The 26,453-nt window shown below is 73.5% G+C and carries 23 protein-coding genes; 9 read left to right on the top strand and 14 right to left on the bottom strand.

All coding sequences use genetic code 11. The annotated features are described in order from the left end of the window. The 4 genes from infB to rimP form a co-directional block, all read right to left on the bottom strand. Entirely contained in the window at positions 1-3,000 is a 3,000-nt protein-coding gene (gene infB / locus ACN261_RS16535) for a translation initiation factor IF-2 (protein WP_302741389.1), read from the bottom strand. A 93-nt stretch (positions 3,001-3,093) separates the two neighbouring features. Further along, positions 3,094-3,426, bottom strand: coding sequence for a YlxR family protein (locus ACN261_RS16530; RefSeq protein ID WP_088647723.1), 333 nt, complete (start codon positions 3,424-3,426; stop codon positions 3,094-3,096). 16 nt (positions 3,427-3,442) lie between these two features. Continuing rightward, a complete protein-coding gene (gene nusA, locus ACN261_RS16525) occupies positions 3,443-4,486 on the bottom strand; it encodes a transcription termination factor NusA (protein ID WP_204923884.1) in 1,044 nt (347 codons plus the stop codon). Then, positions 4,483-5,148, bottom strand: a complete 666-nt coding sequence (rimP, locus tag ACN261_RS16520; protein ID WP_421486228.1) for a ribosome maturation factor RimP — start codon at positions 5,146-5,148, stop codon at positions 4,483-4,485. The genes nusA and rimP overlap by 4 nt, the downstream gene beginning before the upstream one ends. A 172-nt stretch (positions 5,149-5,320) precedes the next feature. On the opposite strand from rimP, the gene ACN261_RS16515 reads away from it, so the two are divergent. From ACN261_RS16515 to ACN261_RS16485, 7 genes are read left to right on the top strand one after another with little or no spacing between them, the layout of a single operon-like run. Beyond that, entirely contained in the window at positions 5,321-5,827 is a 507-nt protein-coding gene (locus tag ACN261_RS16515) for a hypothetical protein (protein WP_421486227.1), read from the top strand. Then, on the top strand, positions 5,824-6,273 hold the full coding sequence (locus ACN261_RS16510) for a ferritin-like domain-containing protein (protein WP_425850940.1): 450 nt from the start codon (positions 5,824-5,826) through the stop codon (positions 6,271-6,273). Before ACN261_RS16515 ends, ACN261_RS16510 begins: the two co-directional genes overlap by 4 nt. A 57-nt stretch (positions 6,274-6,330) precedes the next feature. After that, positions 6,331-6,918, top strand: a complete 588-nt coding sequence (locus ACN261_RS16505) for a PadR family transcriptional regulator (protein WP_088645558.1) — start codon at positions 6,331-6,333, stop codon at positions 6,916-6,918. Beyond that, positions 6,915-7,649, top strand: a complete 735-nt coding sequence (locus ACN261_RS16500; protein WP_421486223.1) for an ABC transporter ATP-binding protein — start codon at positions 6,915-6,917, stop codon at positions 7,647-7,649. The genes ACN261_RS16505 and ACN261_RS16500 overlap by 4 nt, the downstream gene beginning before the upstream one ends. Then, complete coding sequence (locus ACN261_RS16495) at positions 7,646-10,399, top strand: FtsX-like permease family protein (RefSeq protein ID WP_421486222.1); 2,754 nt, start codon at positions 7,646-7,648, stop codon at positions 10,397-10,399. Before ACN261_RS16500 ends, ACN261_RS16495 begins: the two co-directional genes overlap by 4 nt. Positions 10,400-10,456: 57 nt before the next feature. Beyond that, positions 10,457-10,936, top strand: coding sequence for a nitroreductase family deazaflavin-dependent oxidoreductase (locus tag ACN261_RS16490; protein ID WP_357928434.1), 480 nt, complete (start codon positions 10,457-10,459; stop codon positions 10,934-10,936). After that, positions 10,933-11,664 (top strand): nucleotidyltransferase domain-containing protein, encoded by a 732-nt coding sequence (locus ACN261_RS16485; protein WP_421486221.1) that lies wholly within the window; start codon positions 10,933-10,935, stop codon positions 11,662-11,664. The genes ACN261_RS16490 and ACN261_RS16485 overlap by 4 nt, the downstream gene beginning before the upstream one ends. A 53-nt stretch (positions 11,665-11,717) precedes the next feature. Here the strand turns inward: ACN261_RS16485 and ACN261_RS16480 are convergent, their stop codons facing one another. Continuing rightward, positions 11,718-12,434 (bottom strand): VIT1/CCC1 transporter family protein, encoded by a 717-nt coding sequence (locus ACN261_RS16480; protein WP_421486220.1) that lies wholly within the window; start codon positions 12,432-12,434, stop codon positions 11,718-11,720. After that, a complete protein-coding gene (gene map, locus ACN261_RS16475; protein ID WP_088645554.1) occupies positions 12,431-13,288 on the bottom strand; it encodes a type I methionyl aminopeptidase in 858 nt (285 codons plus the stop codon). Before map ends, ACN261_RS16480 begins: the two co-directional genes overlap by 4 nt. Between map and ACN261_RS16470 the strand changes: the two genes are divergently transcribed. Further along, positions 13,287-13,691 carry an STAS domain-containing protein gene (locus ACN261_RS16470; protein WP_421486219.1) on the top strand — a complete coding sequence of 135 codons (405 nt, stop codon included), beginning with the start codon at positions 13,287-13,289 and terminating at the stop codon, positions 13,689-13,691. The genes map and ACN261_RS16470 overlap by 2 nt on opposite strands. A gap of 16 nt (positions 13,692-13,707) precedes the next feature. Here ACN261_RS16470 and ACN261_RS16465 read toward each other — a convergent pair whose 3' ends face one another. The 6 genes from ACN261_RS16465 to ACN261_RS16440 form a co-directional block, all read right to left on the bottom strand. Continuing rightward, complete coding sequence (locus tag ACN261_RS16465) at positions 13,708-17,391, bottom strand: SpoIIE family protein phosphatase (protein WP_425850936.1); 3,684 nt, start codon at positions 17,389-17,391, stop codon at positions 13,708-13,710. A gap of 175 nt (positions 17,392-17,566) precedes the next feature. After that, a complete protein-coding gene (locus ACN261_RS16460) occupies positions 17,567-18,118 on the bottom strand; it encodes a pyridoxamine 5'-phosphate oxidase family protein (RefSeq protein ID WP_421486217.1) in 552 nt (183 codons plus the stop codon). Between the two features lie 60 nt (positions 18,119-18,178). Further along, positions 18,179-18,895, bottom strand: coding sequence for a gamma-glutamyl-gamma-aminobutyrate hydrolase family protein (locus tag ACN261_RS16455; protein WP_425850934.1), 717 nt, complete (start codon positions 18,893-18,895; stop codon positions 18,179-18,181). Next, complete coding sequence (locus ACN261_RS16450; RefSeq protein WP_421486215.1) at positions 18,892-19,659, bottom strand: 3-oxoacyl-ACP reductase; 768 nt, start codon at positions 19,657-19,659, stop codon at positions 18,892-18,894. Before ACN261_RS16450 ends, ACN261_RS16455 begins: the two co-directional genes overlap by 4 nt. Before the next feature lie 5 nt (positions 19,660-19,664). After that, positions 19,665-21,011 (bottom strand): aldehyde dehydrogenase family protein, encoded by a 1,347-nt coding sequence (locus tag ACN261_RS16445; protein WP_425853611.1) that lies wholly within the window; start codon positions 21,009-21,011, stop codon positions 19,665-19,667. 114 nt (positions 21,012-21,125) lie between these two features. Then, complete coding sequence (locus ACN261_RS16440; RefSeq protein WP_425850932.1) at positions 21,126-22,490, bottom strand: glutamine synthetase family protein; 1,365 nt, start codon at positions 22,488-22,490, stop codon at positions 21,126-21,128. 531 nt (positions 22,491-23,021) lie between these two features. On the opposite strand from ACN261_RS16440, the gene ACN261_RS16435 reads away from it, so the two are divergent. Then, positions 23,022-23,615: a hypothetical protein gene (locus ACN261_RS16435; protein WP_421409601.1), complete on the top strand. Its 594-nt coding sequence runs from the start codon at positions 23,022-23,024 to the stop codon at positions 23,613-23,615. 78 nt (positions 23,616-23,693) lie between these two features. On the opposite strand, the gene ACN261_RS16430 is transcribed toward ACN261_RS16435, so the two are convergent. Together ACN261_RS16430 and ACN261_RS16425 are read right to left on the bottom strand one after the other, a co-directional pair. Next, positions 23,694-25,328 carry an amino acid permease gene (locus tag ACN261_RS16430; RefSeq protein ID WP_425850930.1) on the bottom strand — a complete coding sequence of 545 codons (1,635 nt, stop codon included), beginning with the start codon at positions 25,326-25,328 and terminating at the stop codon, positions 23,694-23,696. 439 nt (positions 25,329-25,767) lie between these two features. Continuing rightward, entirely contained in the window at positions 25,768-26,268 is a 501-nt protein-coding gene (locus ACN261_RS16425; protein WP_425850928.1) for a DUF456 domain-containing protein, read from the bottom strand. Positions 26,269-26,453: the final 185 nt, after the last annotated feature.

The raw sequence follows: 26,453 nt of genomic DNA, 5'->3' as shown, positions 1-26,453 counted from the left end.
TCAGGCGCGCGGCTTCTCCCGCATCTCGAAGGTCTCGATGGTGTCGCCGACCTGGACGTTGTTGAAACCGCCCAGAGTCAGACCACACTCGAAGCCTTCGCGGACCTCCGTCGCGTCGTCCTTGAACCGCTTGAGCGAGCTGATCGTGAGGTTGTCCGCCACGACCGCCCCGTCCCGCAGCAGCCGCGCCTTGGCGTTGCGGCGGATGATGCCGGACCGGACGATGCAACCGGAGATGTTGCCGATCTTGGACGAGCGGAAGACGTCGCGGATCTCCGCGGTGCCCAGCTCGACCTCCTCGTACTCCGGCTTGAGCAGCCCCTTGAGCGCGGCGTCGATCTCCTCGATGGCCTGGTAGATGACGGTGTAGTACCGGATCTCCACGCCCTCGCGGTCGGCGATCTCGCGGACCTTGTTGGCGGCCCGCACGTTGAAGCCGATGATCGTGACCGCCTCGGACGAGGCGCTCGCGAGCATGACGTCGCTCTCGGTGATCGCACCCACGCCCCGGTGGATGATCCTGAGCTGGACCTCCTCGGGGATGTCGAGGTTGAACAGCGCGTCCTCGAGGGCCTCCACGGAACCGGAGACGTCGCCCTTGAGCACCAGGTTGAGCGAGGTCTTCTCGCCCTCCTTGAGCTGCTCCATGAGCGTTTCGAGGGTGGCCCGGCCGCGGGAGTTGGCGAAGGACGCCGCCCGCCGTCGTGCCTGCCGCTGCTCGGCGATCTGCCGCACCGTGCGGTCGTCCTCGGCGGCCAGGAAGGTGTCACCCGCACCCGGCACCGCGGTCAGACCGAGCACCAGGACCGGACGGGCCGGACCGGCCTCGGCGACCTGGTTGCCGTTCTCGTCGAGCATGGCGCGGACCCGGCCGTGCGCCCCACCGGCGACGATCGAGTCGCCCGCCCGCAGGGTGCCCTTCTGCACCAGCACCGTCGCCACCGCACCGCGGCCCTTGTCCAGGTGCGCCTCGATGGCCACACCCTGCGCCGGCCCGTCGATCGGAGCGGTCAGCTCCAGCGACGCGTCGGCGGTCAGCAGGACCGCCTCCAGCAGCTCGTCGATGCCGATGCCCGGCTTGGCCGCCACGTTGACGAACATGGTGTCGCCGCCGTACTCCTCGGCGACCAGGCCGTACTCGGTCAGCTGCTGGCGGACCTTGTCGGGGTTCGCCTCCGGCTTGTCGACCTTGTTGACCGCGACCACGATCGGCACGTCGGCCGCCTTGGCGTGGTTGAGCGCCTCGATCGTCTGCGGCATGACGCCGTCGTCGGCCGCCACCACCAGCACCACGATGTCGGTGACCTGCGCACCACGGGCACGCATGGCGGTGAACGCCTCGTGACCCGGGGTGTCGATGAAGGTCACCGCGCGGTCCTCGCCCTCGTGCGGGACGTGGACCTGGTACGCGCCGATGTGCTGGGTGATGCCACCCGCCTCGCCGGCCACCACGTTCGCCTTGCGGATCGCGTCGAGCAGCTTGGTCTTACCGTGGTCGACGTGACCCATGACGGTCACCACCGGCGCACGGCTGACCAGGCGGTCCTCCGCGACCTCGGCGTCGAGGTCGATGTTGAACTGCGCGAGCAGCTCGCGGTCCTCGTCCTCCGGGCTGACGATCTGCACGTCGAAACCGAGGTGCTCACCGAGCAGCAGCAGGGTCTCGTCGGAGCAGGACTGGGTCGCGGTGACCATCTCGCCCAGGTTGAACATCTCCTGGACCAGCGAACCCGGGTTGGCGTTGATCTTGTCGGCGAAGTCCGACAGCGAGGCGCCACGGGAGAGCCTGACGACCTGACCCTGACCCCGGGGCGCGCCCGAGCTCATGGTCGGGGCCGACAGGTTGTCGAACTCCTGTCTGCGCTGCTTCTTGGACTTGCGACCACGGGTCGGCCGGCCACCCGGACGCCCGAAGGCACCCGCGGCGCCGCCGCCACGGCCACGACCGCCACCACCGGGACGACCACCGCCACCGGCCGGGGCACCCGGACGGAAACCACCGCCGGGAGCGCCACCGCCGCCACCGGGGCCACCACGGTAGCCACCGCCGCCGGCGCCACCGCCGCCACCGGGACCGCCACGGAAGCCACCACCGCCGCCACCACCGGGACGGAAGCCACCGCCACCGCCACCGGGACGACCGGCGCCGCCACCGGGGCCACCACGACCGCCACCGGGACCGCCGGGGCGACCGGTGGTGGGCCGCTGGCTCGGCATCGAGGCCGGGCTGGGCCGTGGCGGCATCGACGCCGGGCTCGGCCGCGGGGGCATGCCGGCCGGGCTCGGCCGGGGACCGCCGCCGCCGGCCGCCGGGGGCCGCTGCTGCTGGCCACCCTGGATGCCGAACGGGTTGTTACCGGCGCCGCGCGCCGGGGGACGACCACCGGGCCGGGCACCCGGGCCCGCCGGGGGACCACCGGGCCGACCGGCGGCCGGGGTGCCCGGACGCGGCGGTACGGCGTTCGGGCCGGGACGCGGACCCGGACGCGGGCCACCCTCGGTGGGCGGCTCCCGCCGGACGTTGTCCCGCTGCTGCTGCCGAGCGGCCTGGGCGGCCTTGACCGCCGCCTCCTGCTCGGCCTTCAACGCGGCGGCGCGCGCCTCGGCGGCGGCCACCTCGATGTCATGTGCGCTCGCCGGCTTGGCGACCGGGGTCACCGGCTGCGGCGGGCCGGGGACCGGGCCCTTGGGCTTCGGTCCAGGGGTCGGCGCGGCCGGCCGCCGGGGCGGCATCGGTCGGGCCGAGACCCGGGGGGCACCCGGGGTCGGGGGCGGCGTCGGGGTCGGTGCCGGGCTCGGGGCCGCCGCCGGAGCGGACGGTGCCGACGAACCACCGGCGGACGCGACGAATGCGCCACGCAGTCGCCGGGCGACGGGCGCCTCGACGGTGCTGGACGCGGACTTCACGAACTCGCCCATTTCCTTCAGCTTGGCGAGCACTGTCTTGCTTTCGACCCCGAGCTCCTTGGCAAGCTCGTGTACGCGGGCCTTACCTGCCACTGCACTCCTCACTCCGAGGTCGTGCGGGCAGCACCCGCAGCGACCTCACTCCTGCACTTGAAGCCTGGTCATTTCAGGGACTTCATCGTGTGCTCATGTCGGTCGTCCTACCTTGCTAGCGACCCTCGCCCGATCGGGTTGACCGGACGTAGTGGTTGGCGCATCGACGTGCTCCGCGACGGCACCGTGATCGGGGACCCCGGTGAGTCGCAGCGCCCGCCCGAAGGCGCGACGCCGCACCGCCAGCGCGAAGCAGGCCGGATCCGGGTGCATGTTCGCTCCCCGACCCGGCAGACTGCGGCTCGGATCAGGCCGGAGACTGTGACCATCCTCGTCACCGACCGCGACGATCCGCAGCAGTTCGCTGGCCGGCGCACGTTTCCGGCAACCCACACAGGTGCGCTCCGGATGCGCGCGTCGTACCACTGGAAGAAGTCTACCCCTAGCCGGCCGAGATCGCTCCGCCCGGCTCCGGGACGTGCTCGCCTCCACCCCGACCGCCGGCGCCCGGCTGCTCCGCGTCGGACCGGATGTCGATCCGCCAACCGGTCAATCGGGCGGCAAGCCGGGCATTCTGCCCCTCCCGCCCGATCGCCAGGGAGAGCTGGAAGTCCGGGACGGTCACCCGGGCCGTACGGGTGGCCAGGTCGACCACCTCGACCCGCAGCGCCTTGGCCGGCGAGAGCGCGTTGCCGACGAACGTCGCCGGGTCGTCCGACCAGTCGATGATGTCGATCTTCTCGCCGTGCAGCTCGCTCATCACCGCGCGGACCCGCTGGCCCATCGGCCCGATGCAGGCGCCCTTGGCGTTGACGCCCTGCACGGTGGACCGGACGGCGATCTTGGTGCGGTGACCTGCCTCACGGGCGATCGCCCCGATCTCCACGGTGCCGTCGGCGATCTCCGGCACCTCCAGCGCGAAGAGCTTCTTCACCAGCGCCGGGTGCGAGCGGGACAGGGTGATCTGCGGCCCGCGCATCCCCTTGGTCACGTGCACCACCACGCAGCGGATCCGCTCGCCGTGGGTGTACCGCTCGCCGGGCACCTGCTCGGACTGCGGCAGGACGCCCTCCAGCTTGCCCAGGTCGACGCTGACGATGCCCTTCTCGCTGCGCGCCTCGTGCGCCTGCACCACGCCGGTGACCAGGTCACCGTCGCGGCCGACGTACTCGCCGAAGTGCACCTCGTCGGTGGCCTCCCGCAGCCGCTGGAGGATCACCTGCTTGGCGGTCATCGCCGCGATCCGACCGAAGTCGTGCGGGGTGTCGTCCCACTCCCGCACCACGCTGCCGTCGTCGTCCAGCTCCTGGGCGTAGACCAGGGCGGCGCCGTTCTTACGGTCGATCTCCACCCGGGCGTGCGACTCGGCGCCGTCGGTGTGCCGGTAGGCGGTCAGCAACGCGGTCTCGATCGCCGCGAGGATCGTGTCGAACGGGATCTCCCGCTCGCGCTCCAGTGCGCGCAGCGCCGCGAGGTCGATGTTCACCTCTCCTCGTCCTCCACATCATCGTCGTCATCTTCGTCGGTGTCGTCGCCGACCTCGTCCGCCTCGTCGATCTCGTCGAGGCGGTGGAACTCGACCTGCACCCGGCCGGGGCCCAGCTCGGCGTAGCGGTGCTCCACCGGACCGGACTCGGTCTCCAGCACCACGCGCTCGTCGTCGGCCGTCGTCACCCGCCCGGTGACCTGCCGGTCCACGGCGGGCTCCCCGGCCCGTACGGTCACCTTCACCAGCCGGCCGGCGTTGCGCCGCCAGTGCCGGGGCAGGGTCAGCGGGCGGTCCACCCCCGGGGAGCTGACCTCCAACTGGTACTCCCCCGCCACGATGTCCCCGCCGGACTCCTCGGCCGCGTCCAGCGCCGCCGAGACCGCCCGCGAGACGACCGCGACCGCGTCCAGGTTGATCCCGCCGTCGGCGTCCACGATCACCCGGACCACGTGCCGGCGGCCGGCCCGGGAGACCGAGACGTCCTCCAGGTCGTAGCCCGCCCCGGCGACCACCGGCTCGATCACCGCGCGCAACCGGTCACGACGGGCGGCCAGGTCACCCCGGGATGCGCCGGCACGGTCGCCGCCCCGGGGACCGTCGGTGCGGCGGGAGCGTCCCGCCGGCGCCGTCGGCCTGGTGGCACGGCCACGCTGCGTCATCTGGGCACCCTTCTCCTGGTCGGCGGCGGTCGTCGGACCGGCACGCCGGGACGCCACCGGGGCGGCAGCACCGGTGGCTGCGCAGAGCGTAACGCGCCGTCGGTACGGCGGCCCCGGCGGCGCACCGACGGCGGTCGCCCGGCGGACGGCGGGCATGGTGTTGACTTGTCCGGTGGCCACGGGCAGAACAACGACGCACCACGACGCAACGGGGCAGTCCCGGCGTACCGTGCTGCGGGCCGGCGCGCTCCTGGCGGCCGGCGTCGCCGCCGTACCGCTGACCGGTTGCGGTCTTCTCGACCGCGACGACCCGGCCCCACCGCCCGACCCGCTGGAACCCCTCGCGGCGGAGGCCCGGTCGCTGGCCGACCGGCACCGGGCCGCGATCGCCGCCGATCCCGGGCTGGCCGACCGGCTCACCCCGATCGCCGACGCGCACGCCGCGCACGCCGAGGAGCTGCGTCGGGTGATCGGCCGTCCCGAACCCTCCGCCGCGGCCTCGCCCGGCCCGTCCACCGCCGGCGGTGACCGCGCCGCCGTGCTGGCCGCGCTGCGGACGGCCGAGCAGCGCGGCCGGGACAACGCGGCGAAGGCCTGTGCCGACGCGCCTGGCGACCGGGCCGCCCTGCTCGGCGCGATCACCGCCGCCCGCGCCACCCACCTGGAGGCGCTGAAGTGAGCCGTTCCACCGCCCCCGCCACCCCCGGCGACGCGCTCGCCGGGGCGTTGACAGCCGAATACGCCGCGATCTACGCCTACGGCCCGATCGGGGTGCACCTCACCGACGCCGACCGGCGGGCGGCCCGTGCCGCCGAGGCGGCCCACCGGTCCCGGCGCGACGCGCTCGTGCTCCAGCTCAGCGCGGCAGGGGGGACGGTGCCGGCCGACCAGGCCGGCTACGCGCTGCCGTTCCCGGTCACCGACCGGGCCACCGCGCTGCGGCTGGCGGTGCAGGTGGAGGAGCGCACCGCGGCGTTCTGGCGGGTGGCGCTGCCGGTCACCACCGGCGCGGACCGCACCCGGGCGCTCAACGCGTTGACCGACTGCGCGGTGCGGGCCACCCGGTGGCGGCGCAGCGCGGGCCTGACCCCACTGACCGTCCCGTTCCCCGGCAGTCCCACCTGACCCACCGTCCGTACCCTGCGGTTGCGGTCCGCATACGGGGTATGCATACTCCGTCGCATGTCCATCCGTCACGGCCTGCTCGCCCTGCTCGAGCGCGGCCAGATGTACGGCTACCAGCTCCGGGCCGCGTTCGAGGAGTCGACCGGCTCGACCTGGCCGCTGAACATCGGTCAGGTCTACACCACCCTCAACCGGCTGGAACGCGACGGCCTGGTCCGTTCGCTGCCCGAGCACGAGGGCGGGCAGCGGCCGTACGAGATCACCGATGCCGGACGGGCGGACCTGGCGCTGTGGTTCGTCACCCCGATCAGCCGCAACGACCGCCCCCGCGACGAGCTGTCCATCAAGCTGGCCCTGGCGCTGACCACGCCCGGGGTGGACGTGCGGGCGGTGGTGCAGACCCAGCGTGGCGCGACCATGCGCACGTTGCAGGAGCTGACCCGGCTCAAGTACACCAGTGACCGGCCGGAGGACCTGCCCTGGCGACTGGTGCTGGACGCGATGATGTTCCAGGCCGAGGCGGAGATCCGCTGGCTCGACCACTGCGAGACCAGCCTGGTCCGGCACCGGCCGGCGGCCCCCACCGCACGCAGCGGGTCACCGCCGGAGGTGGTGGAGCGGGCCGACGAGGAGGCACACCGGTGACCGGCCCCGACGGCGCGGTGCTCGAACTGCGCGACGTCCACCGCACCCACGGGGGTGGGGAGGCCGCCGTGCACGCGCTGCGCGGGGTGAGCCTCACCGTACGACCGGGCGAGCTGGTGGCCGTGATGGGTCCCTCCGGTTCGGGCAAGTCGACCCTGCTCACCCTCGCCGGTGGGCTGGACCGGCCGACCGGCGGGGAGGTGCTGGTCGAGGGGGAGTCGCTCGGCACACTCGACGGGCGGCGGCTGGCCCGGCTGCGCCGTCGCCGGATCGGCTACGTCTTCCAGGATCTGAACCTGCTCGGCAGCCTCACCGCCGCGGAGAACGTGGCCCTCCCGCTGGAACTCGACGGGGTCGGCGTACGCCAGGCCCGGCGGGCGGCCCTGACGGCGCTGCAGGAGGTCGGCCTGGACGGGCTCGGCGGTCGCTTCCCCGACCAGATGTCCGGGGGCCAGCAGCAACGGGTGGCGATCGCCCGGGCGCTGGTCGGTGACCGGCGGCTGGTGCTCGCCGACGAGCCGACCGGGGCGCTGGACTCGCAGACCGGGGAGGCCGTACTGCACCTGCTGCGCCGCCGGGTCGACGCGGGCGCGGCCGGGGTGCTGGTGACCCACGAGGCCCGGCACGCCGGCTGGGCCGACCGGGTGGTGTTCCTCCGCGACGGCGTCATGGTCGACTCCACCGCGCCGCTGACCGGGGTCGAGCACCTGCTCTCCGGAATCGGCCGGTGAGCGCCCCGCCCCACCCCGATGGCCGGTCCGACCGCACAGCCCGGCTCGCCGGCACGGTCGGGTCCTGGCGGGCGGCCCTGCGGATCGCCCGGCGGGAGGCGCGGCGGGCGCGGGGGCGTACCGCGCTGGTGCTGACGATGATCGCGCTGCCGGTGCTGGTGCTGAGCTTCGTGGCGGTCACCTACGACATGGCCGACCTCACCCGGGAGGAGAGTTTCGTCCAGCGGGCCGGCGCCGCCGACGTCGAGCTGAGCTGGGTGGCGGAGAACCCGATCCACCAGGACTCCTGGGGGGACACGAACTGGCCCCGCACGGGTGACCAGGTGGTGACCCGGGACCGGCCGGTGGGCCAGGCGGAGATCGAGGCGCTGCTGCCGGCCGGCAGCAGCGCCAGCCGGGTCAGCTGGTGGGTGCCGTTCGAGGTGCGGATCGGCGACCGGACCAGGACCCTCGACGGGCGGGCGCTGGACCTGACCGACGCGGTGGCCCGCTCGACGGTGCGGCTGCGCTCCGGGCGGGTCCCCACCGCACCCGACGAGATCGCGGTGAGCGCGCAGGCCGCCGCCCGGATGGGCGTCCGGGTGGGCGGGTCGGTCGACGCGGCCGACGGCACCCGCCGGTGGCGGGTGGTCGGCGTGGTCGAGTTTCCCGACCAGCTCGGGGAGATCGTCGCCCTGACCCCGGCCGGGCTGCCCCGGGACGAGCGGAGCTACGACGAGAGCTGGCTGGTCGACCTCCCCGGCCCGGTGGATGCCGCGCTGGTGGACCGGCTCAACGCGCACGGCGTGCTGGTCAGCGCCCGGCATCCGGTGCCGGGTGCCCGCTCCCCCGACGGGTCGACGCTCTACCTGCCCGATCCGGTGCTGGCGAGCAACACGGTGCTGGTCGGCGGCCTCGGTCTGCTGGAGGTCGTCCTGCTGGTCGGCCCGGCCTTCGCGGTGGGGGTCCGGCGGCGGCGGCGGGACCTGGCGCTGGTCGCGGTGGCCGGCGGCGACCCGGTGCACCTGCGGCGGATCGTGCTCGCCGACGGGGTGGTCCTCGGTGGGCTCGGAGCGGCGTGCGGGCTGCTGCTCGGGGTCACCACCGCACTCGTCGGCCGGTCGGTGGTCGAGGAGCACGTGCTGGGGGCGCGCAGCGGGGGCTACCGGGTCTTCCCGGCGGCGCTCGCCGCGATCGCGGCGGTCGCGGTGCTGGCCGGGGTGCTGGCCGCGCTCGCACCGGCGCTGGCCGCCGCCCGGCAGGACGTGGTGGCCGGGTTGGCCGGTCGCCGGACCGCACCCCCGCACCGCCGCCGCTGGCTTCTCCTCGGGGTGGCGCTGACCGTGCTGGGCAGCGGGACCGCCGCCCTGGGTGCCGCGCGGGCCGACACCCCGATGATCCTCGCCGGGTTGGTCCTGGGCGAGCTGGGCCTGGTCTTCTGCACGCCCACGCTGATCGGTCTGCTGGCCCGGCTCGGTCCGCTGCTGCCGCCCGCGCCCCGGATCGCGCTGCGCGACGCCAGCCGCAACCGCTCGTCGGCCGCCCCGGCCATCTCCGCGGTGATGGCCGCCGTCGCCGGCAGCGTCGCCCTGGGCGTCTACGTGGCCAGCAACGACGCCCGCGAACGAGCCGACTGGCAACCGGGGATGCCGCCGGGTCGGGTGCTGCTGCTGCGTGCCGACCGGGACGGCACCGGACCGTTGCCCCCGTTGCCGCTGGTCACCGAGCGGGTCCGGGCCGAGCTGGGCACCGACGCGGTGCTGCCGGTGGCGGTGCCCGGCTGCACCGAGATGCGCGACCCGAGCGCCTACTGCACGGTCGCGCCGGTGCTGCCCGCCGGCCGGGCATGCCCGTACGACCCGGAGTCGTACCAGACGGCCGAGGCCCGCCGCGCGGCGCTGGACGACCCGCGCTGTGTTCCGCCGGTCCGGATCGTCAGCGGCTTCTACCTGCCCGCCATGGTCGACGACGGTACCGCCCTGGGGGTGCTCAGCGGTGCACCGGCGGCCGAGGTGGCGGCCGCCGCGGCCGTGCTGCGTGCCGGTGGCGTGGTGGTGAGCGACTCCCGCTACGTGGTCGACGGCCGGGTGACGGTCCGGGTCGACCGGTCGACCGGCGGTTCCCGGCCGCCGGTGGCGAACACCGTCACCCTCCCCGGTCACCTGCTGCGCGACGGGCTGCCGGTGGACCGGCTGGTGCTCTCCCCCGCCGCCGCCGCCCGGGCCGGCCTGCGCACGGAGCCTGCCGGTTTCGCCGTCGACACCCGGTCCGCGCCCAGCAACGCGCAGCTCGACCGGGTGGTCACCGCGCTGCGGCCGTTGCTGCCGGTGTCAGCGCAGATCGAGCGGGGTCCGCCCCGCTCGGAGCGGCGGCCGTTGCTGCTCCTGCTGGCGGCCGGTGCCGGGGTGATCACCCTGGGCGCGGCCGGGGTGGCCACCGGGCTCGCCGCGGCGGAGGGCCGCCGGGACCTCTCCACGCTCGCGGCGGTGGGGGCCAGTCCCCGGGTACGAAGGGTGCTCTCGCTCTGCCAGGCGGGGGTGATCGCCGTGGTGGGCTCGGCGCTCGGCATCGCGGCCGGGCTCGGCTCCGCCCTGATCATCCTGACCTCGACGAACCGCCAGTACGCGCAGAGCTGGCCGACCCAGACGCCGTACCCGATGGTGGTGCCCTGGCAGACCCTCGGCGTGCTGGTGGTGGTGCCGCTGGTGGCGATGCTCGGCGCCGGCCTGTTCACCAGGTCCCGCCTGACTGTCGAACGCCGGCTGGACTGAGCGGCCCGCCGGGAGCCGGTGGGTGCGGACACCGCGTCGACCAGGCAGACTGGCCGGGTGCCCGTACTCGGAACCCTCACCCGGCGGCTCGGTCACCACACGTGGTTCGGTGCCACCATGCGCCTGCTCGTCCCCGTCGACCGGGCGGTCGGACGGCTCACCCGGGGTCGGGTGGTCGCGCTGGGGCTGGTCCCCTCGCTGATCATCACGACCACCGGGCACCGTTCCGGCCTGCCGCGCAGCAACCCCCTGCTGTACGTACCGGACGGCGACGGGTTCGTGGTGATCGGCTCCAACTGGGGTCAGCGGCACCAGCCCGGTTGGGTGCTCAACCTGCTCGCCCGGCCGCAGGCGGAGGTGGCCGTCAAGGGTCGTCGGCTCGCCGTCCGCGCCGACCTGGCGACCGGGGCCGAGCGGGAACGGCTCTGGCAGTTGCTGGTCACCGAGTGGCCGGCGTACCGGACGTACGTGCAGCGGGCCGGCGGCCGGGAGATCCACATCTTCCGGCTGGCCCCGACCGGTGCCGACCTGCCGTGACCGTGCCGGAGCCGGCGGCCGGGGTGGACCTGGACGATCCGCGCTGGCAGGTCGCCGGGCGGGTGGCCGACGCGGCGCGGCGACGCTTCCCGGCGGACATCCTCGCGGTGGCCGTGCACGGTCCGCTGGCGCACGGCGACGACGACGGTGGCGGGGACGCCGAGGTCGACCTGCTGCTGGTCACCTACCGGGCGGGCGGCGGCCCGGCCCCGTCGACCCGGCGGGTGGACGGGGTGCTGGTGGCGCTGACCGTGGCCGACGCCGACGGCTACCTGCGGCGGGCCCGGACGCTGACCCCGGCCTGGCCGCTGACCGCCGACCGGTACGTCACCACCGTCGCGCTGTACGACCCGACCGGCTGGCTGCGCACCCTGCGCGACGAGCACCTGGGCCGGCTGGCCCGGGCCCGGCCGGCCGAGTTCAGCACCGCCGCCCGGGACGCCTGGTACCGGGGCTGGGCGGCGCACGCCCGCGCCGCCCGGCTCGCCGAGTGGTACGAGACCGACCAGGCGTTGGTCATGCTGGGTGAGGCGCGGCTGGCGGCGGCCACGGTCAGCGGCCTGCTCAGCCGCACCTACTTCCGGGACCCGGGCGACGCGGTGCGGCGTACCGGGCTGGCCGGCGCGGACATGACCGAGGTGGGCCGGGTGCTGACCGGGCAGGCCGAGGAGCTGGCCGCCCGGGGCCGACCGGTCGACGGCACGGTGGACGACCTGCTCACCGACTGAGCCCCGGCCCCGCCGGGCCGACCGCAGTGACCAGCCGGGCCGACCGTGACGGGCTAGCCGAGGCCGCCCTGCACCCCGATGAGCATCCCGATCAGGTAGGTCGCGCCGGCCGCCGCCGCGCCGAGCAGCAGCTGCCGCAGCCCACCGGCCCACCACGGACGGTGGGTGAACCGGGCCACGACCGCCCCGGCCGCGAAGAGCCCCACCCCGCCGATGGCGAGCGCCAGCGCCAGGCTGGTGGAGCCGAGCAGGTAGCTCAGCAGCGGGATCAGCGCGCCGACGGAGAAGCAGAGGAACGACGAGATCGCCGCCGCCCAGGGGCTGGGTTGTTCGTCGGGGTCGACGCCCAACTCCTCCCGGACGTGCACCCGCAGCGCCTCCTCCGGGTTGCGGCGTACCGCCTCGGCGACCTGGTCGGCCAGGTCGCGGGGCAGGCCCCGGGCCACCCAGGCGTCGGACAGCTCGCGGGCCTCGGCCTCCGGGTGGCGTTCCAGCTCGCGGCGTTCCTTGGCCACCTCGGCGGCGACCTGCTCGTTGGCCGACCGGACGCTGGTGTACTCGCCCAGCCCCATCGAGATGGCGCCGGCGACCAGGCCGGCGGTGCCGGTGAGCACGATGCTGTGCGCCGACACCCCGCCGCCGCCGACCCCGGCGATCAGGGCGATGTTGGTGACCAGACCGTCCATCGCGCCGAAGACGGCGGGCCGCAGCCAGCCGCCGGACACGTCCGCGTGGTGCGCCTCGCGCAGCGCCGCCGGGGTCTCGGTCACGGCAGGGTGAGGATCTCGAAGCCGTCGTCGGTGACGACGATGGTGTGCTCGAACTGGGCCGTCCACTTCCGGTCCTTGGTGACGACCGTCCAGCCGTCGTCCCACATGTCGTACTGGTAGGTGCCGAGGGTGATCATCGGCTCGACGGTGAAGGTCATGCCCGGTTCCATGATGTCGGTGGGCCGGGGGCTGTCGTAGTGCGGTACGTACAGGCCGCTGTGGAAGGCCTCGCCGATGCCGTGGCCGGTGAAGTCACGGACCACCCCGTAGCCGAACCGCTTGGCGTACGACTCGATGACCCGGCCGATCACGTTGATCTGCCGGCCGGGGCGGACCGCCCGGATACCGCGCATCATCGCCTCGTGGGTGCGCTCGACCAGCAGCCGGGCCTCCTCGCTCACCTCACCCACGCAGAAGGTGGCGTCGGTGTCGCCGTGCACCCCGTCGAGGTAGGCGGTGACGTCGACGTTGACGATGTCACCGTCGGCGAGCACCGTCGAGTCGGGGATGCCGTGGCAGATGACCTCGTTGATGCTGGTGCAGCAGGACTTGGGGAAGCCCCGGTAGCCCAGCGTCGACGGGTAGGCGCCGTGGTCGACGAGGAACTCGTGCACCACGCGGTCGATCTCGTCGGTGGTGACCCCGGGCTTGCAGTGTGCGCCCGCGAGCTGGGTGGCCTGCGCCGCCAACCGGCCGGCGACCCGCATCTTCTCGATGGTCTGCGGGGTCTGCACGTGCGAGCCGCGCCACTGCTGGGGTTGCTTGCGGCCCACGTACTCCGGGCGGGCGATGTGGTCGGGGACCGCTCGCCACGGGGAGAGTGTGCCGGGGGTGAGCGGGGCACGGACGGTCATGACGACAGCCTATCTCCGTAGGGCGCAGGGCCTCCCGCACGGCCCGGCGGTTGTTGCCGCCGCCACCGGGCTGTGCAATGGTGGCGGGGTGGATCTGGAGGGCGAACCGCCCGTGTTCTCCGCACGCGCGGAGAACACCGGGGACCACGTCCGCGTCACGGTGACCGGCGAGGTCGACATGGCCACCGCGGACACCATGGTCCAGACCACCCTCCGTGAGCCGGCCCGGCAGGTCACCCTGGATCTGCGCGCGGTCACCTTCTTCGACTCCGCCGCCATCCACGCGGTGGTCCAGCTCGCCCGGCGGTTCCCCGGCGCGCTGACCGTGTTCCCGTCCCGGCAGGTCAGCCGGGTGCTGGAGATCTCCGGCCTGGGCGACCAGGAGTGGCTGCGCCCGCTCTGACCCGGGGCGGCCCGGCTCAGTCGGCCAGCCGGCGGCGCAGCGACACCTCGGTCCCCTCGTCGGTGCGACGCACGGACAGCTCGCCCAGCGCCTCGATCAGCGCGAGCCCCCGGCCCCGGAACCCGGCCCCGGTCGACTCCCGCCACCGGCCGCTGTCGCGCACCGTCGCCACCACCGTCCGGTCGACGATCGACACCTCGACCCCGATCGTCGGCTCCACCGGCGCGACCGGGTGCTCGATGGCGTTGGCGGCGGCCTCGGACACGGCGACGATCAGGTCGAACAGGTCGTTCTCGCCGACGGAGTGCGCGACCAGGAAGTCCTCCAGCCGCTTACGCAGCACGCTGAGCCGGGTCGGATCGGCGGGCAGCCGCAACGCGAACCGGTTCAGCTCGGCGGCCTCCAGCGCCAGCACCGCGACGTCGTCGTGCCGGCTGCGCCCGTCGACCCGCTCCACCACCGCGTCCACCAGGTCGGCCACGTGCCCGCCGCCGGCACCGGCAGCGGCGTCCGCCCGGAGCTGGGTGAGGGCGGCGTCGATGCCGGCCCGCCGGTCCTCGATCAGGCCGTCGGTGTAGAGCAGCAGCCGACCGCCGGGGGCGAGTCCACCTTCGACGGTGCGGTAGTCGGTGCCGGTGAGCGCCCCGATGGGCGGCCCGAGGGCCTGCTCGTGCAGGAAGGCCACGTCGTCTCCTCGGATCAGCAGGGGGGACGGATGACCGGCGCTGGCGTACCGCAGCCGGCCGGTGCGCGGAGTGAAGGAGAGGCAGAACACGGTGGCGAACGACTGCCGCTCGGTCGAGCCGACCAACCGGTTGAGCCGGGTCAGCGCCTGCCCCGGGTCGTAGCCCTCCAGCAGGTAGGCCCGCAGGCCGTTGCGGAGCTGACCCATCGCGGCGGCGGCCCGGACGCCCTTGCCGACGACATCGCCGATCACCAGCACCACCTCGTCGTCGCCGGTGCCGATCACGTCGTACCAGTCGCCGCCGACCTCGACGTCGGTGCTGCCGGGCAGGTAGCGGCTGGCCACCACCGCACCGGGGAGCTGGGGCAGCGAACGCGGCAGCAGGCTGTGCTGCAGCGTGGTGGCGATCCGGTGTTCGGCCTCGTAGAGCTGGGCGTTCTCCAGTCGTACGCCGACCAGGCGGGCCAGTTGGGTGAGGGCCGCGTGCTCGGTGCCGTCACCGTCCCGACGCCAGACCCGCAGCTCGCCGAGCTGCCCACCGGTGCTGCCGGTCAGCGGCAGCACCTGGGACGGCTGGCCGGTGCTGGCACCACCGCCGTCGGCCTCGTGCCGCGCGCCGGTGACCGTGGTGACCGACACCCGGGCCGCCTCGGCGAGGTGCAGTGCGTGCCGGGCGGCGACCCGGACCACGTCGGCGGTCGACTTCGCGGTGTTGACCGCCACGGCGGCGTCCGCGAGCGCCCGCAGCCGGCGGATGATCTGACCACGCAACTGGCCCAGTTCGACGTTGGCCCGGACCCGGGCGATCAGCTCGGTGCCGGAGAACGGCTTGGTGAGGTAGTCGTCGGCACCCACCGAGAGACCGGCGACCGCCTCGGCGGACCCGGCCCGCGCGGAGAGCAGCACGATCGGCACGTGCCGGGTGGCCGGGTTTCCGCGCAGCGCGGTGACCAGGCCGAAGCCGTCCAGCCGGGGCATCATCACGTCGGTGAGCACCAGGTCGAACTGGCCCGCGGTGGCCTCCTGGAGGGCCACCGCGCCGTCCGGCACGGCCACCACCTCGTACTCGGGACTGAGCAGTCGGGTGACGTGTTCGCGCAGGTCGGCGTTGTCGTCGGCGAGCAGGACCCGGCCGCCCCGGGCGGGATGGCCGGTGGCCGGGGTGGGTCGCCCGTCGCCGGCCGGGTCGGGCCGGTCGGTCCACCTGGCGGTCTCCGTGACGTAGAGCGACGCGTGCGCCGACTCGGTGGTGGGCGGCGGCGCGGTGAGGGCGACCCGGTCGGGCGGCAGGTGCGCGGAGCCGAACGGGACGGTCACGGTGACCGTGGTGCCGTGGTCGACCCGGCTGGTGGCGGCGACCGTGCCGCCATGCATCTCGACCAGTTCACGGACGAGGGCCAGGCCGATCCCGGTGCCCTCGTGGGTACGCGAGCGGACCCCCGGCACCCGGTGGAACCGCTCGAAGACGTGCGGCACCTCCTCGGCGGCGATACCGACCCCGGTGTCGACCACCTCCAGCCGGGCCGTGCCGTCGACCGCGACCACCCGGACCCGGATCTCCCCGTCGAAGGTGAACTTCAGCGCGTTGGAGAGCAGGTTGAAGACGATCTTCTCCCACATGTCGCGGTCCAGGAGGACCGGCGCGGGCAGCGGCGGGCAGTCGACCACGAGCCGCAGCCCGGCCCGCTCGGTCGCGGAGCGGAAGGTGCTGGCCAGCCGGGAGGTGTATTCGGCCAGGTCGGTGGGCTGGTAGTGGGCGGCAAGCCGGCCGGATTCCAGCCGGGAGAAGTCGAGCACCGTGTTGACCAGCTTGAGCAGGCGCAGCGCGTTGCGGTGCATCATGGTCAGCCGGTCGAGGTGCTCGGCGGACAGCGTCGGGTCGGCCAGCATGTCCTCCAGCGGGCCGAGGACGAGGGTCAGCGGGGTGCGGAACTCGTGGCTGACGTTGGCGAAGAAGTTGGTCTTGGCGCGGTCGAGCGCGGCCAGTTCGGCGGCGCGGGCCCGCTCCTGCTCGTACACCCGCTGCTGGCCGACCACCCGGGACACCTGCGCGGCGATCAGGCCGAGGAAGTCGCGGTACTCGTCGGTGAACGGCAGTCGGGCGGAACGGCCGACCACCAGCGCCCCGGCGGGCTCGCTGGTGGCGGTGAGCGGCAGCACCAGCGCCCGGGGGGCGACGTCGTCGGGCACCGCGCCGAGCAGCTCGGCCACCTCGATCTCGGCGGCCACCCCACCGGCGGCGACCCGGGCCAGCGTGGCCGGCGGCTCGGCCGGCACCCGGGCGGGATCGACGCCGCTGACCCCGGCCGGCACCGGCCGACCGGTCTCGTCGGTCAGGTAGACCAGGGCGAACGGGACGTCGGCCCGGTGCCCGTCGAGCACCGCCGCCGTGGCCTGCCCCAGCTCGGCCATGCTGCCGGCCGCGCCGAGGCGGGCGCCGAGTTCGGCCAGGGCCCGCAGCCGGCGTTCCCCGACGACCCGGCCGGTGGTCTCGTTGACGAAGCAGAAGACGCCGTTGACGCTGCCGTCGTCGTCGCGGATCGGGTCGTAGGAGATGTCGAAGTAGACCCGCTCGACGAAGCCGTGCCGGTCGAGCAGGAACGGGTGGTTCTCACCGCGGTAGGACTCGCCGCTGCGGCGTACCCCGTCGAGCAGGGGACCGAGCACGTCCCAGGTCTCGGCCCAGTGTTCCCGGGCGGGCCGGCCGAGCGCGACGGGATGCTTGTCGCCGATGGTGGGCCGGTAGGCGTCGTTGTAGAAGGCCAGCTGGTCGGGGCCCCAGAACATGACCATCTGGGCCCGCGAGGAGAGCATCATGCCGATGGCGTGGCTCAGCGCCGCCGGCCAGGTGTCGGGGCTGCCGAGCGGGCTGGCCGCCCAGTCGTGTCCGCTCAGCCGGCGGCCCATCTCGCCGCCCGCCGCGAACGCCCCGGCCAGCCACGGCGGCAGTACGCCGTCGGCGGACGACAGTGCGGACAGCCCTCGGCCGTCCTCGCCCCCACGGGCCGAGCTCATCCGCGCCCCCTGCTTCGGCCGGTCGTGCCCCCCATAACGCCTCGGCTCACGCCGGTCGCGTCCGTCTTCTACCCCGACGGATCAGGAACGTAACGCACAGGTTCCGACGGACGCTGGTAACCCGTGCCTCATCCTGCCGTCATCTGCCCGACAGCGCACGGTGAGGGGCCGGCGCTCAGAAGACCGGCAGGCCGTCGATGCTGGCCGCGTTCTTGGTCGCCCGGTAGGCGACCAGATCCTCGGCGGTGCGCCGGGAGTGTGACGTGAGCAACAGGTCGCGGTCGGCGCGGTAGTCCATCAGGGGCACCGCGTAGCCGCAGGAGTCGCTGACCCGGTCCACGGTCACCCCGATCACCGCCCGCACGGCATGCGCGTCGGGCGGCTCGGGGAAGTCGGCCAGCAGCGCCGCGAAGCCGGGGTCGGTGACCGGGGTGGCGACGCCACGGCCGTGCAGTCGGACGATCTTCGGTGGGCCGTCGAAGGCGCAGAACATCAGCGTGATCCGGCCGTTGTCCCGCAGGTGGGCGATCGTCTCCGCGCCGCTGCCGTGGTAATCCAGCCAGGCCACCCGGTGCGGGCCGAGCACGACGAAGGTGCCCCGCATGCCCTTGGGGGAGACGTTGACGTGCCCCCCGCTGCCGCTGGGCGCGGTGGCCACGAAGAACATCGGCTGCGCCTCGACGAACTCCCGCAGTCGCCCGTCCAGCGCCGGATACACGGTCCCCATACCGTCATCCTGCCGCCGCTGACCGCATTTCGAGACAATAATCCCGCATAATGGGAGGCGTCAGCTGTCCCGGGCGGCCCTCACCAGGGCGGTCACCGGGCGCGGGTCGTCGTCGTTCTCCGGATGCCACTGCACCCCGAGCAGGAACCGCCGCGCCGGGTCCTCCACCGCCTCCACCACCGCGTCGTCGGCCCAGCCGGTGACCGTGAGCCGCCCCGGATCGGCCACCGCCTGGTGGTGGTACGAGTTGACCCGGTCCACCCCGGCCAACACCGACGCCGTCCGGGTCCCCGGCGCGAACCGGACCGGATGCGCCCCGTACACCCCCGGGGCGGGGCGGTGCCGGTCGTGGCCCACCACGTCCGGCAGGTGCTGGTGCAGCGACCCGCCGTACGCGACGGCCAGCAACTGCATGCCCCGGCACACCCCGAGCACCGGCAGGTCCACGGCGAGCGCGGCGGCCAGCAGGGCCGACTCCCCGGCGTCCCGGTCGGGCCGGGGCTCGGTACGCGGGTCCGCCGGCTGGCCGTAACGCTCCGGGCCGACGTCCGCGCCACCGGCCAGCAGCAGCCCGTCGAGCACGTCCACCACGTCGGCGTCCAGGTCGTCCGGGGGCAGCACCACGGCCCGCCCCCCGGCGGCGGTCACCGAGCGGACGTACGCCTGCGGGATCAGCGACGCCGGCACGTCCCGCCAGACGGCCCAACTCGCCGGCTCGACGTACCCGGTGATGCCGATCAGCGGACGCGCCCGCCGGCCGGCCGCCGACCCGCTCACAGGGGGGTGACGTACGCGCCGGTGATGCCGCCGTCGACGACGAACTGCGCGGCGGTCATGAACGACGCGTCGTCGCTGGCCAGGAAGGCCACCGCGGCGGCGATCTCCTCCGGTTCGCCGAACCGGCCCATCGGCACGTGCACCAGCCGGCGGGCGGCCCGCTCCGGGTCGGCGGCGAACAGCTCCAGCAGCAGCGGGGTGGCGACCGGTCCGGGGCAGAGCGCGTTGACCCGGATGCCCTCCCGGGCGAACTGCACGCCCAGCTCCCGGGTCATCGCCAGCACCCCGCCCTTGCTCGCCGTGTACGCGATCTGCGAGGTGGCCGCCCCCATCAGCGCCACGAACGAGGCGGTGTTGATGATCGAGCCCTTACCCTGCCGGCGCATGTGCCCGATCGCGTACTTGCAGCACAGGTAGACGCTCGTGGTGTTGACCCGCAGCACCCGCTCCCAGGCGTCCAGCCCGGTGTCGAGGATCGAGTCGTCGTCGGGCGGGGAGATGCCGGCGTTGTTGAACGCCACGTCGAGGCGGCCGTGCCGCTGCACGACCCCGTCGAAGAGGTCCCGCACGGCCGCCTCGTCGGCGACGTCGGTGTGCACGTACTCGCCGCCGACCTCCTCGGCGGCCCGCCCGCCGGCCTCGTCGTCGATGTCGACGCAGACCACCCGGGCCCCCTCGGCGGCGAACCGCCGCACGGTGGCCAACCCGATCCCGCTGCCCGCCCCGGTCACCACGGCGACCCGGTCCTGTAGCCGACCCTGCACGCGCCTCACTCCTCTGTGCTGATGAAGACGTTCTTGACGTCGGTGAAGGCGTGCAGCGCGTCCGGGCCCAGCTCACGGCCGAGCCCGGAGCGCTTCATCCCACCGAACGGGGTCCAGTAGCGCACCGAGGAGTGCGAGTTGACGCTCAGGTTGCCCGCCTCCACGGCCCGGGCCAGCCGCAGCGCCCGGCCGACGTCCCGGGTCCAGATCGAGCCGGACAGGCCGTACTCGGTGTCGTTGGCGAGCCGGACCGCGTCGGCCTCGTCGTCGAACGGGAGCACCGAGACGACCGGCCCGAAGATCTCCTCCCGCCAGTGCCGGTCGGCCGGGGAGTCGGCGAGCAGCACCGTCGGGGCGTGCCAGAATCCGGGGCCGTCGGGCCGGTTGCCGGTGAACGCGACCCTCGCACCGTCGAGGTAGCCGGCGACCCGGTCCCGGTGGGCTGCGGAGATCAGCGGGCCCATCTCGGCGGTCTCGGCGGCCGGGTCCTCCACCCGCAACGCCCGCACCGCCGGTTCGAGCAACTCCAGGAACCGGTCGTAGACCGGGCGCTGGACCAGGATGCGGGAGCGGGCGCAGCAGTCCTGCCCGGCGTTGTCGAACACGGCGTACGGCGCGGTGGCCGCCGCCTTCTCCAGGTCGGCGTCGGCGAAGACCAGGTTGGCGCTCTTGCCGCCCAGCTCCAGGGTGACCCGCTTCACCTGGGCGGCGCAGCCGGCCATGATCCGGGTGCCCACCTCGGTCGAGCCGGTGAAGCAGACCTTGCGCACGGCCGGGTGGGTGACGAACCGTTCGCCGACCACGTCGCCCCGGCCGGGCAGCACGGTGAACACGCCGTCCGGCAGGCCGGCTTCGCGCCCCAGCTCCGCCAGCCGCAGCGCGGTCAGCGGAGTCAGCTCGGCGGGCTTGAGCACGACCGTGTTGCCGGCGGCCAGCGCCGGGGCGAAACCCCAGGCGGCGATCGGCATCGGGAAGTTCCACGGCACGATCACCCCGACCACGCCGAGCGGTTCGTGGAAGGTGACGTCCCAGCCACCGGGCACCGGGATCTGCTGCCCGGTCAGCCGCTCCGGCGCCCCCGCGTAGTAGTCGAGCACGTCGCGGACGTTGCCGGCCTCCCAGCGCGCGTTGCCGATGGTGTGCCCGGCGTTGCGCACCTCCAGCCGCGCCAACTCCTCCAGGTGCGCGTCCACCAGCCCCGCGAACCGCCGCAGGATCCGCCCCCGCTCCCCCGGCGCAACCTGACGCCACGTCTCGAACGCCCCAGCAGCCCGAGAGACAGCCGCATCCACCTCCCCCGGTCCGGTGGCCGCCACCTCCCCCACCACATCCCCACTCGCCGGATCAACCACCCGCGTCACGCCCCACCCCTTTCCCCGTCGATCATGGAGTTGTGGTGCCCCGGATAAACCGCATACCGCCTCATATCGCCCACCACAACTCCATGATCGACGCCGCAGCGGGGGTCAGAGGCGTTCGAAGCCACGGGTTAGTTCCCAGTCGGTCACCGCGGCGTCGAAGGCCGCCAGTTCGACCTTCGCCAGGTTGGCGTAGTGGGCGTGCACCTCGTCGCCGAAAGCGGAGCGGGCGATGTCGGAGTTCTGCCAGAGGGTGAGGGCGTCGCGGAGGGTGGGTGGGACGCGTTCGGCGGTGGGGTCGTCGTAGGCGTTGCCGGTGCACTCGTCGGCCAGCTCCAGCTCCTGCTCGATGCCGTGCACCGCCCCGGCGACCAGGGCGGCGATCGCCAGGTACGGGTTGACGTCCGCGCCGGGCACCCGGTTCTCCACCCGCATCCCCTGCCCGTGGCCGACCAGCCGCAGCGCGCAGGTGCGGTTGTCGGTGCCCCAGCGCAACGCGGTCGGCGCGAACGAGCCGGGCTGGTAACGCTTGTAGGAGTTGATGTTCGGGGCGAACAGCACGCTCATCTCGCGCATGGTGGCGAGCAGCCCGGCCAGCACCCGCTGCCCGGTGACGCTGAGCTGCGCCGGCCCGTCGCCGAGCATCGCCGAGCGGCCGTCGACGTCACGCAGCGAGAAGTGGATGTGGCAGGAGTTGCCCTCCCGGGCGTTGGGCTTGGCCATGAACGTGATCGACATGCCCTCCTGGGCGGCGATCTCCTTCGCCCCGTTCTTGTAGATCACGTGGTGGTCGGCGCACGCCACCGCCTCGTCGTAGCGGAAGGCGATCTCGTGCTGGCCGAGGTTGCACTCGCCCTTGGCGCTCTCCGGGATCAGCCCCGCGCCGGCCATCTCGGTGCGGATACGGCGCAGCAGCGGCTCCACCCGGGCGGTGCCGAGCAGCGAGTAGTCCACGTTGTACTGGTTGGCCGGGGTGAGGTCGCGGTAGCCGCGCCGCCACGCCTCCTCGTACGAGTCGCGGTAGAGGACGAACTCCAGCTCGGTGCCGGCGTACGCGGTCAGCCCGTGGTCGGCCAGCCGGTCGAGCTGCCGGCGCAGGATCTGCCGGGGCGAGGCGACCACCGGGCCGGAGCCGTCCAGCCACTCCAGATCGGCCAGGAGCAGCACGCTGCCCGGCTGCCACGGCATCCGGCGCAGGGTGGACAGGTCGGGGCGCATGGCGAAGTCGCCGTAGCCGCGTTCCCAGCTCGACATGGCGTACCCGTCGACGGTGTTCATGTCGACGTCCACGGCGAGCAGGTAGTTGCAGCCCTCGCTGCCGTTGGCGACCACCTGGTCGAGGAAGAACGGGGCGTGGAACCGTTTACCCTGGAGGCGACCCTGCATGTCGGTCAGGGCGAGCACCACCGTGTCGATCTCGCCCTCGGCGACGGCGACCCGGAGCTGTTCCAACGTGAGCGGGGCTTTCCTCATCCGTGCGCCTCCATCACCAAGGTCTACCGGCCTAGCGGATCACCGTCAATGCCCCGTCCGGGCGGGCCGGCAAACCCCCGGCCCGGGGTGGTCCGGCCGGTCCCGGTCCGGCCCCGGCGACCCGGCCCGCGAGGGCCCGCCCGTGGTCCGGAGCCGGATGCGACCCCGACACGCGAAACGCGCGGAAATTGTCGTGCGCACAACGACGGAAATGCTTTTCCCAAAGGCGGGAAAGAAGCGCCGCGGCACGCCGCTCATCCGTTCGGACACATAGCCGACCACACCGATCGGTAATCGCTCGGCGACCTTGCGTGAAAGTTGGAAACCTTGCCAGAATTTGAGCCGGCCGGTGCGACGCACGGCACTTCGTCGGCCGATCCGCACGACCACTTCCCCTGACCTGCCGCGTATTCGCGCGCAATGCGTCGACAGGTCACCGGAGCGTGGATGTTCGGCCCCCTCGGTCGCACCGGGCCGGCCGGCCCCAGAAACACCCGAACTGCTCCATCACGACGCACCGAAGGACGCGTAATGACGAGAGTACGTCCCAGTGGGAAGCCCCGGGCCCTCGCCGCCCTGGTGGCGATCGCCGTTTCCGCCGCGCTGCTCGCGGTGGCCGGCCCGACCCAGGCGGCCCCCCGCACCGCCGGTGCCGACGCCGCGCAGCCGGCGGCCGGATCGTCCGCCACCGGTGGCGCGCGGGCCGGTCGCCTCGCGCCGCTGTCCACCGGAGCCACCGGCGTGTCGGCGGGTTCCTCCGGCACCCTCGCCTCGACCTCGGTGACGGGGACCGTCGGTTCCATCACCGTCACCTGCACGCTGACCCCGAGCACCCCGTTCGTCTACTACGGCGGCCCGTACGGCGGCGGCGAGGAGGGCCTGGCGTCGGTGCAGTGCACCTATCCCGTCTACGCGATCCAGGTCGAGGTCGCCCTGTTCCGCTACAACACCCAGGTCACCTACAACACCAAGACGGCCTACAGCACCGTCCTCGGCACCGTCGACACCGAGTACCCCCGGTCCACCGGCGAGTACAAGACGGGCGCGGACGCCTTCATCACCTGGAACTACGGCGGCCCGACCACCTTCATCCCGCTCACCCTCAGCAACAGCGCGTACCTCTGACGGTCGCCGGGCGCCCCGGCCGGAACCCTTCAGGGCTCCGGCCGGGGGCTGTCCGTGGTCGCCCCGGAGGGCTGGTGGTCAGGCCGGCCCGTCGACCCGTGCGGCGTCCGCCGTCGGTGCCACCGGCACGTCGACCGTACGGCGGGGCCCGGTGAACCACTTCCGGGCCGAGGCGTACCACCAGATGCCCACCCCGAGCAGCACCCCGCCGACGGCCAGCGGCGCGTAGTTCACCGCCGACCAGCTGAACTCCGGGTTGCCGGGCACCCCGGCCGGCACGATCGGCAGCACGAAGTAGACCGAGATGATCACGATCTCGACCACCGCGATCCAGCCGAACAGCTTGTACTTGCGGCCGAGCGTCCACGGCCCCGGCTCGAACCGGTCGCCCATCCTCAGCCGCAGCGCGATCGGGATGACGAAGGACAGGTAGAGGCCGATCACCGCCACCGACACCACCGCGTAGAAGGCGACCGGGACGCCGTCGCTCTGGTAGAGCGCCGGCAGGGTGAGCACCAGGCCGGCCAGGGTCGCCCCGATGATCGCGTTGGCCGGGGTGCCGTTGCGGTCGACCTTCGACCACAACCGCCAGCCGGGCACCGCCCGGTCCCGGCTGAACGCGTACGTCATCCGGCTCATCGAGGTCACGCAACTCATTCCGCAGAAGAACTGCCCGATGGTGGAGATGATGATGACCGTCTTGAAGAAGAACGGGGTCAACGCGGATTCGAAGATGGCACCGGAGAATCCGCCGGCCGCGTTGATCGCGTCCACGTCGGTGGCGGCGAACAGGAACGCCAGCAGCAGGATCCACCCGCCCACCGCCGAATAGAAGATCGACCGCCACAGCCCCTTGGCGGCGGCCTGGGACGCGCCCCGGGTCTCCTCGGACACGTGCGCGCAGGCGTCGAATCCGGTGATCGTGTACTGGGTGAGCAGGAATCCCAGCGGCAGCACATAGAACCAGAACGTCAACCCGCCGGTGTCGCCGTCACCGAACCCGGAGTTGTTGAACCGCTCGGTGAACACGAACTGGAAGCTCTGGTGCCGGTCGGGCACCAGCAGCAGGATGGCCACCACGGCGGCGGCGCCGGCCACGTGCCACCAGACCGACACGTTCTGGAGTACGTCGATGATCCGGTGCCCGAAGATGTTGATCAGCCCGTGCAGGGCCAGGATGATCACGAACAGCAGGAACGCCTGCCGCAGCGTCCCCTCCCACCCGTCGAAGAGCGCCGACAGGGTGAGGTTGAGGAAGGTGGCGCAGCCGTAGTCCACCGACGCGGTGACGGCGACCAGGCCGATCAGGTTGAGCCAGCCGGTGAACCAGCCGTGCACCGGCCGGCCCATCTTCGCCGCCCACCAGTAGATCCCCCCGGCCGTCGGGTACGCCGAGACCAGTTCGGCCAGACAGAACCCGATGATCAGGATGAACAGCGAGATCAGCGGCCAGCCCCAGGAGATGGCGACCGGCCCGCCGTTGTTCCACGCCTGCCCGAAGGTGGTGAAACAGCCGGCCAGGATCGAGATGATCGAGAACGAGATGGCGAAGTTGGAGAAGCCGCTCCACGTGCGGTGCAACTCCTGCTGGTAGCCGAGTTCGGCGAGTCGTCGGGCGTCGTCGTCCGGCGCGTGCGGTTGCCCGGCGGTCGACGGTTGCCCGTTCCCGGCGGTCGGCGGTTGCCCGGTGGTCGGCGGGGGCGTTGTGGCCACAGCACACCTCCCTGAGGTGGTACCCGGTACTGCCCGGGTGATCCCCGGGTGCGCCCGAGTCTCGTCCCGCCGATCACGACGGTCAATCCGTCGCCGGTGCCGAACTCGTTAATTCGCGTCGCCCCGGGCGGCAGTGGTCAGGTCGCCCCGGCGGGCGGTAATCGAGTTGCCCCGGGCCCGGCACCGACGCATGCTTGAGCCCGTGACCAGGCCCGATCGCGACGGGCCGACGCCGGGCGCTCGGCAGGAGCCCGGCACCACGGCGGCGCGGGACGCCCACCTCTCTCTCACGTACGGCGTCGTGCCGTACCCGACGGGCGTCCCGCCCCGCCACCCGCCCAACCTTGATCCACTCGCCTGGGCCGATGTTGCGGTGTCCCGGCGGCCGGATACCGCAACAGCGGCCCAGATGAGTCGATCAGGGGAGGCTCGGCCCGGGTCAGGTGAACAGGAGGCCGGCCACCCAGAGGGCGGCGACCGCCAGGCCGGCCAGGAACTCCACCAGCATCGACAGGCCGGCCGCCTTCAACGCCTGCACGGTCGCCGGCCAGGCGAGCTGGTTGCTGCCCAGCCGCAGCCGTTCGGCCCCCCACACCCCGCCGACGAAACCGATCACCAGGCCGATCACCGGGATGACGAAGAACCCGACCAGCCCGAGCAGACCCCCGACGAGCAGCGACGAGGTGGGCACCCCGGTGCGCTTGAGGTTGCGCCCCGGCCAGGCGTACTTGATCACCGCACCGGCGGCGGCGACCACGGTGGCGGCGGCGAGCACCGCCCAGCGTCCCGGCCCGGCACCGCCGAAGAGCGCCCAGAGCAGCACCCCGCCCCAGCACAGCGGCAGCGCCGGCAGGCCGGGGACCACCACCCCGGCCAACCCGGCGACGATCGCGATCGCCGCGATCACCGAGAACGCCGCCTCACCGTCGGTCAGGCTCACCCCGCCACCTCTCCCCCACCCGGTCCCGTCCCGGCCACGTCGTCACCATGCCAGAGCACCGGGCTCCCCGCCGGCCACCCGTACCCGACCGGCCGCCTCCGGCCACCCCACCCCGAACGACCACGCCCCCATTACCGACCACGCCCCGGTCACCACCGCGCCGCCGACGACGCCCCCGAACCGGC

The organism is Micromonospora sp. WMMD723 (assembly GCF_049863385.1).
Taxonomy (GTDB): Bacteria; Actinomycetota; Actinomycetes; order Mycobacteriales; family Micromonosporaceae; genus Micromonospora; species Micromonospora wenchangensis.
The sequence above is the reverse complement of the archived record's forward strand: the minus strand, read 5'-3'. Positions and strand labels throughout refer to the sequence as shown.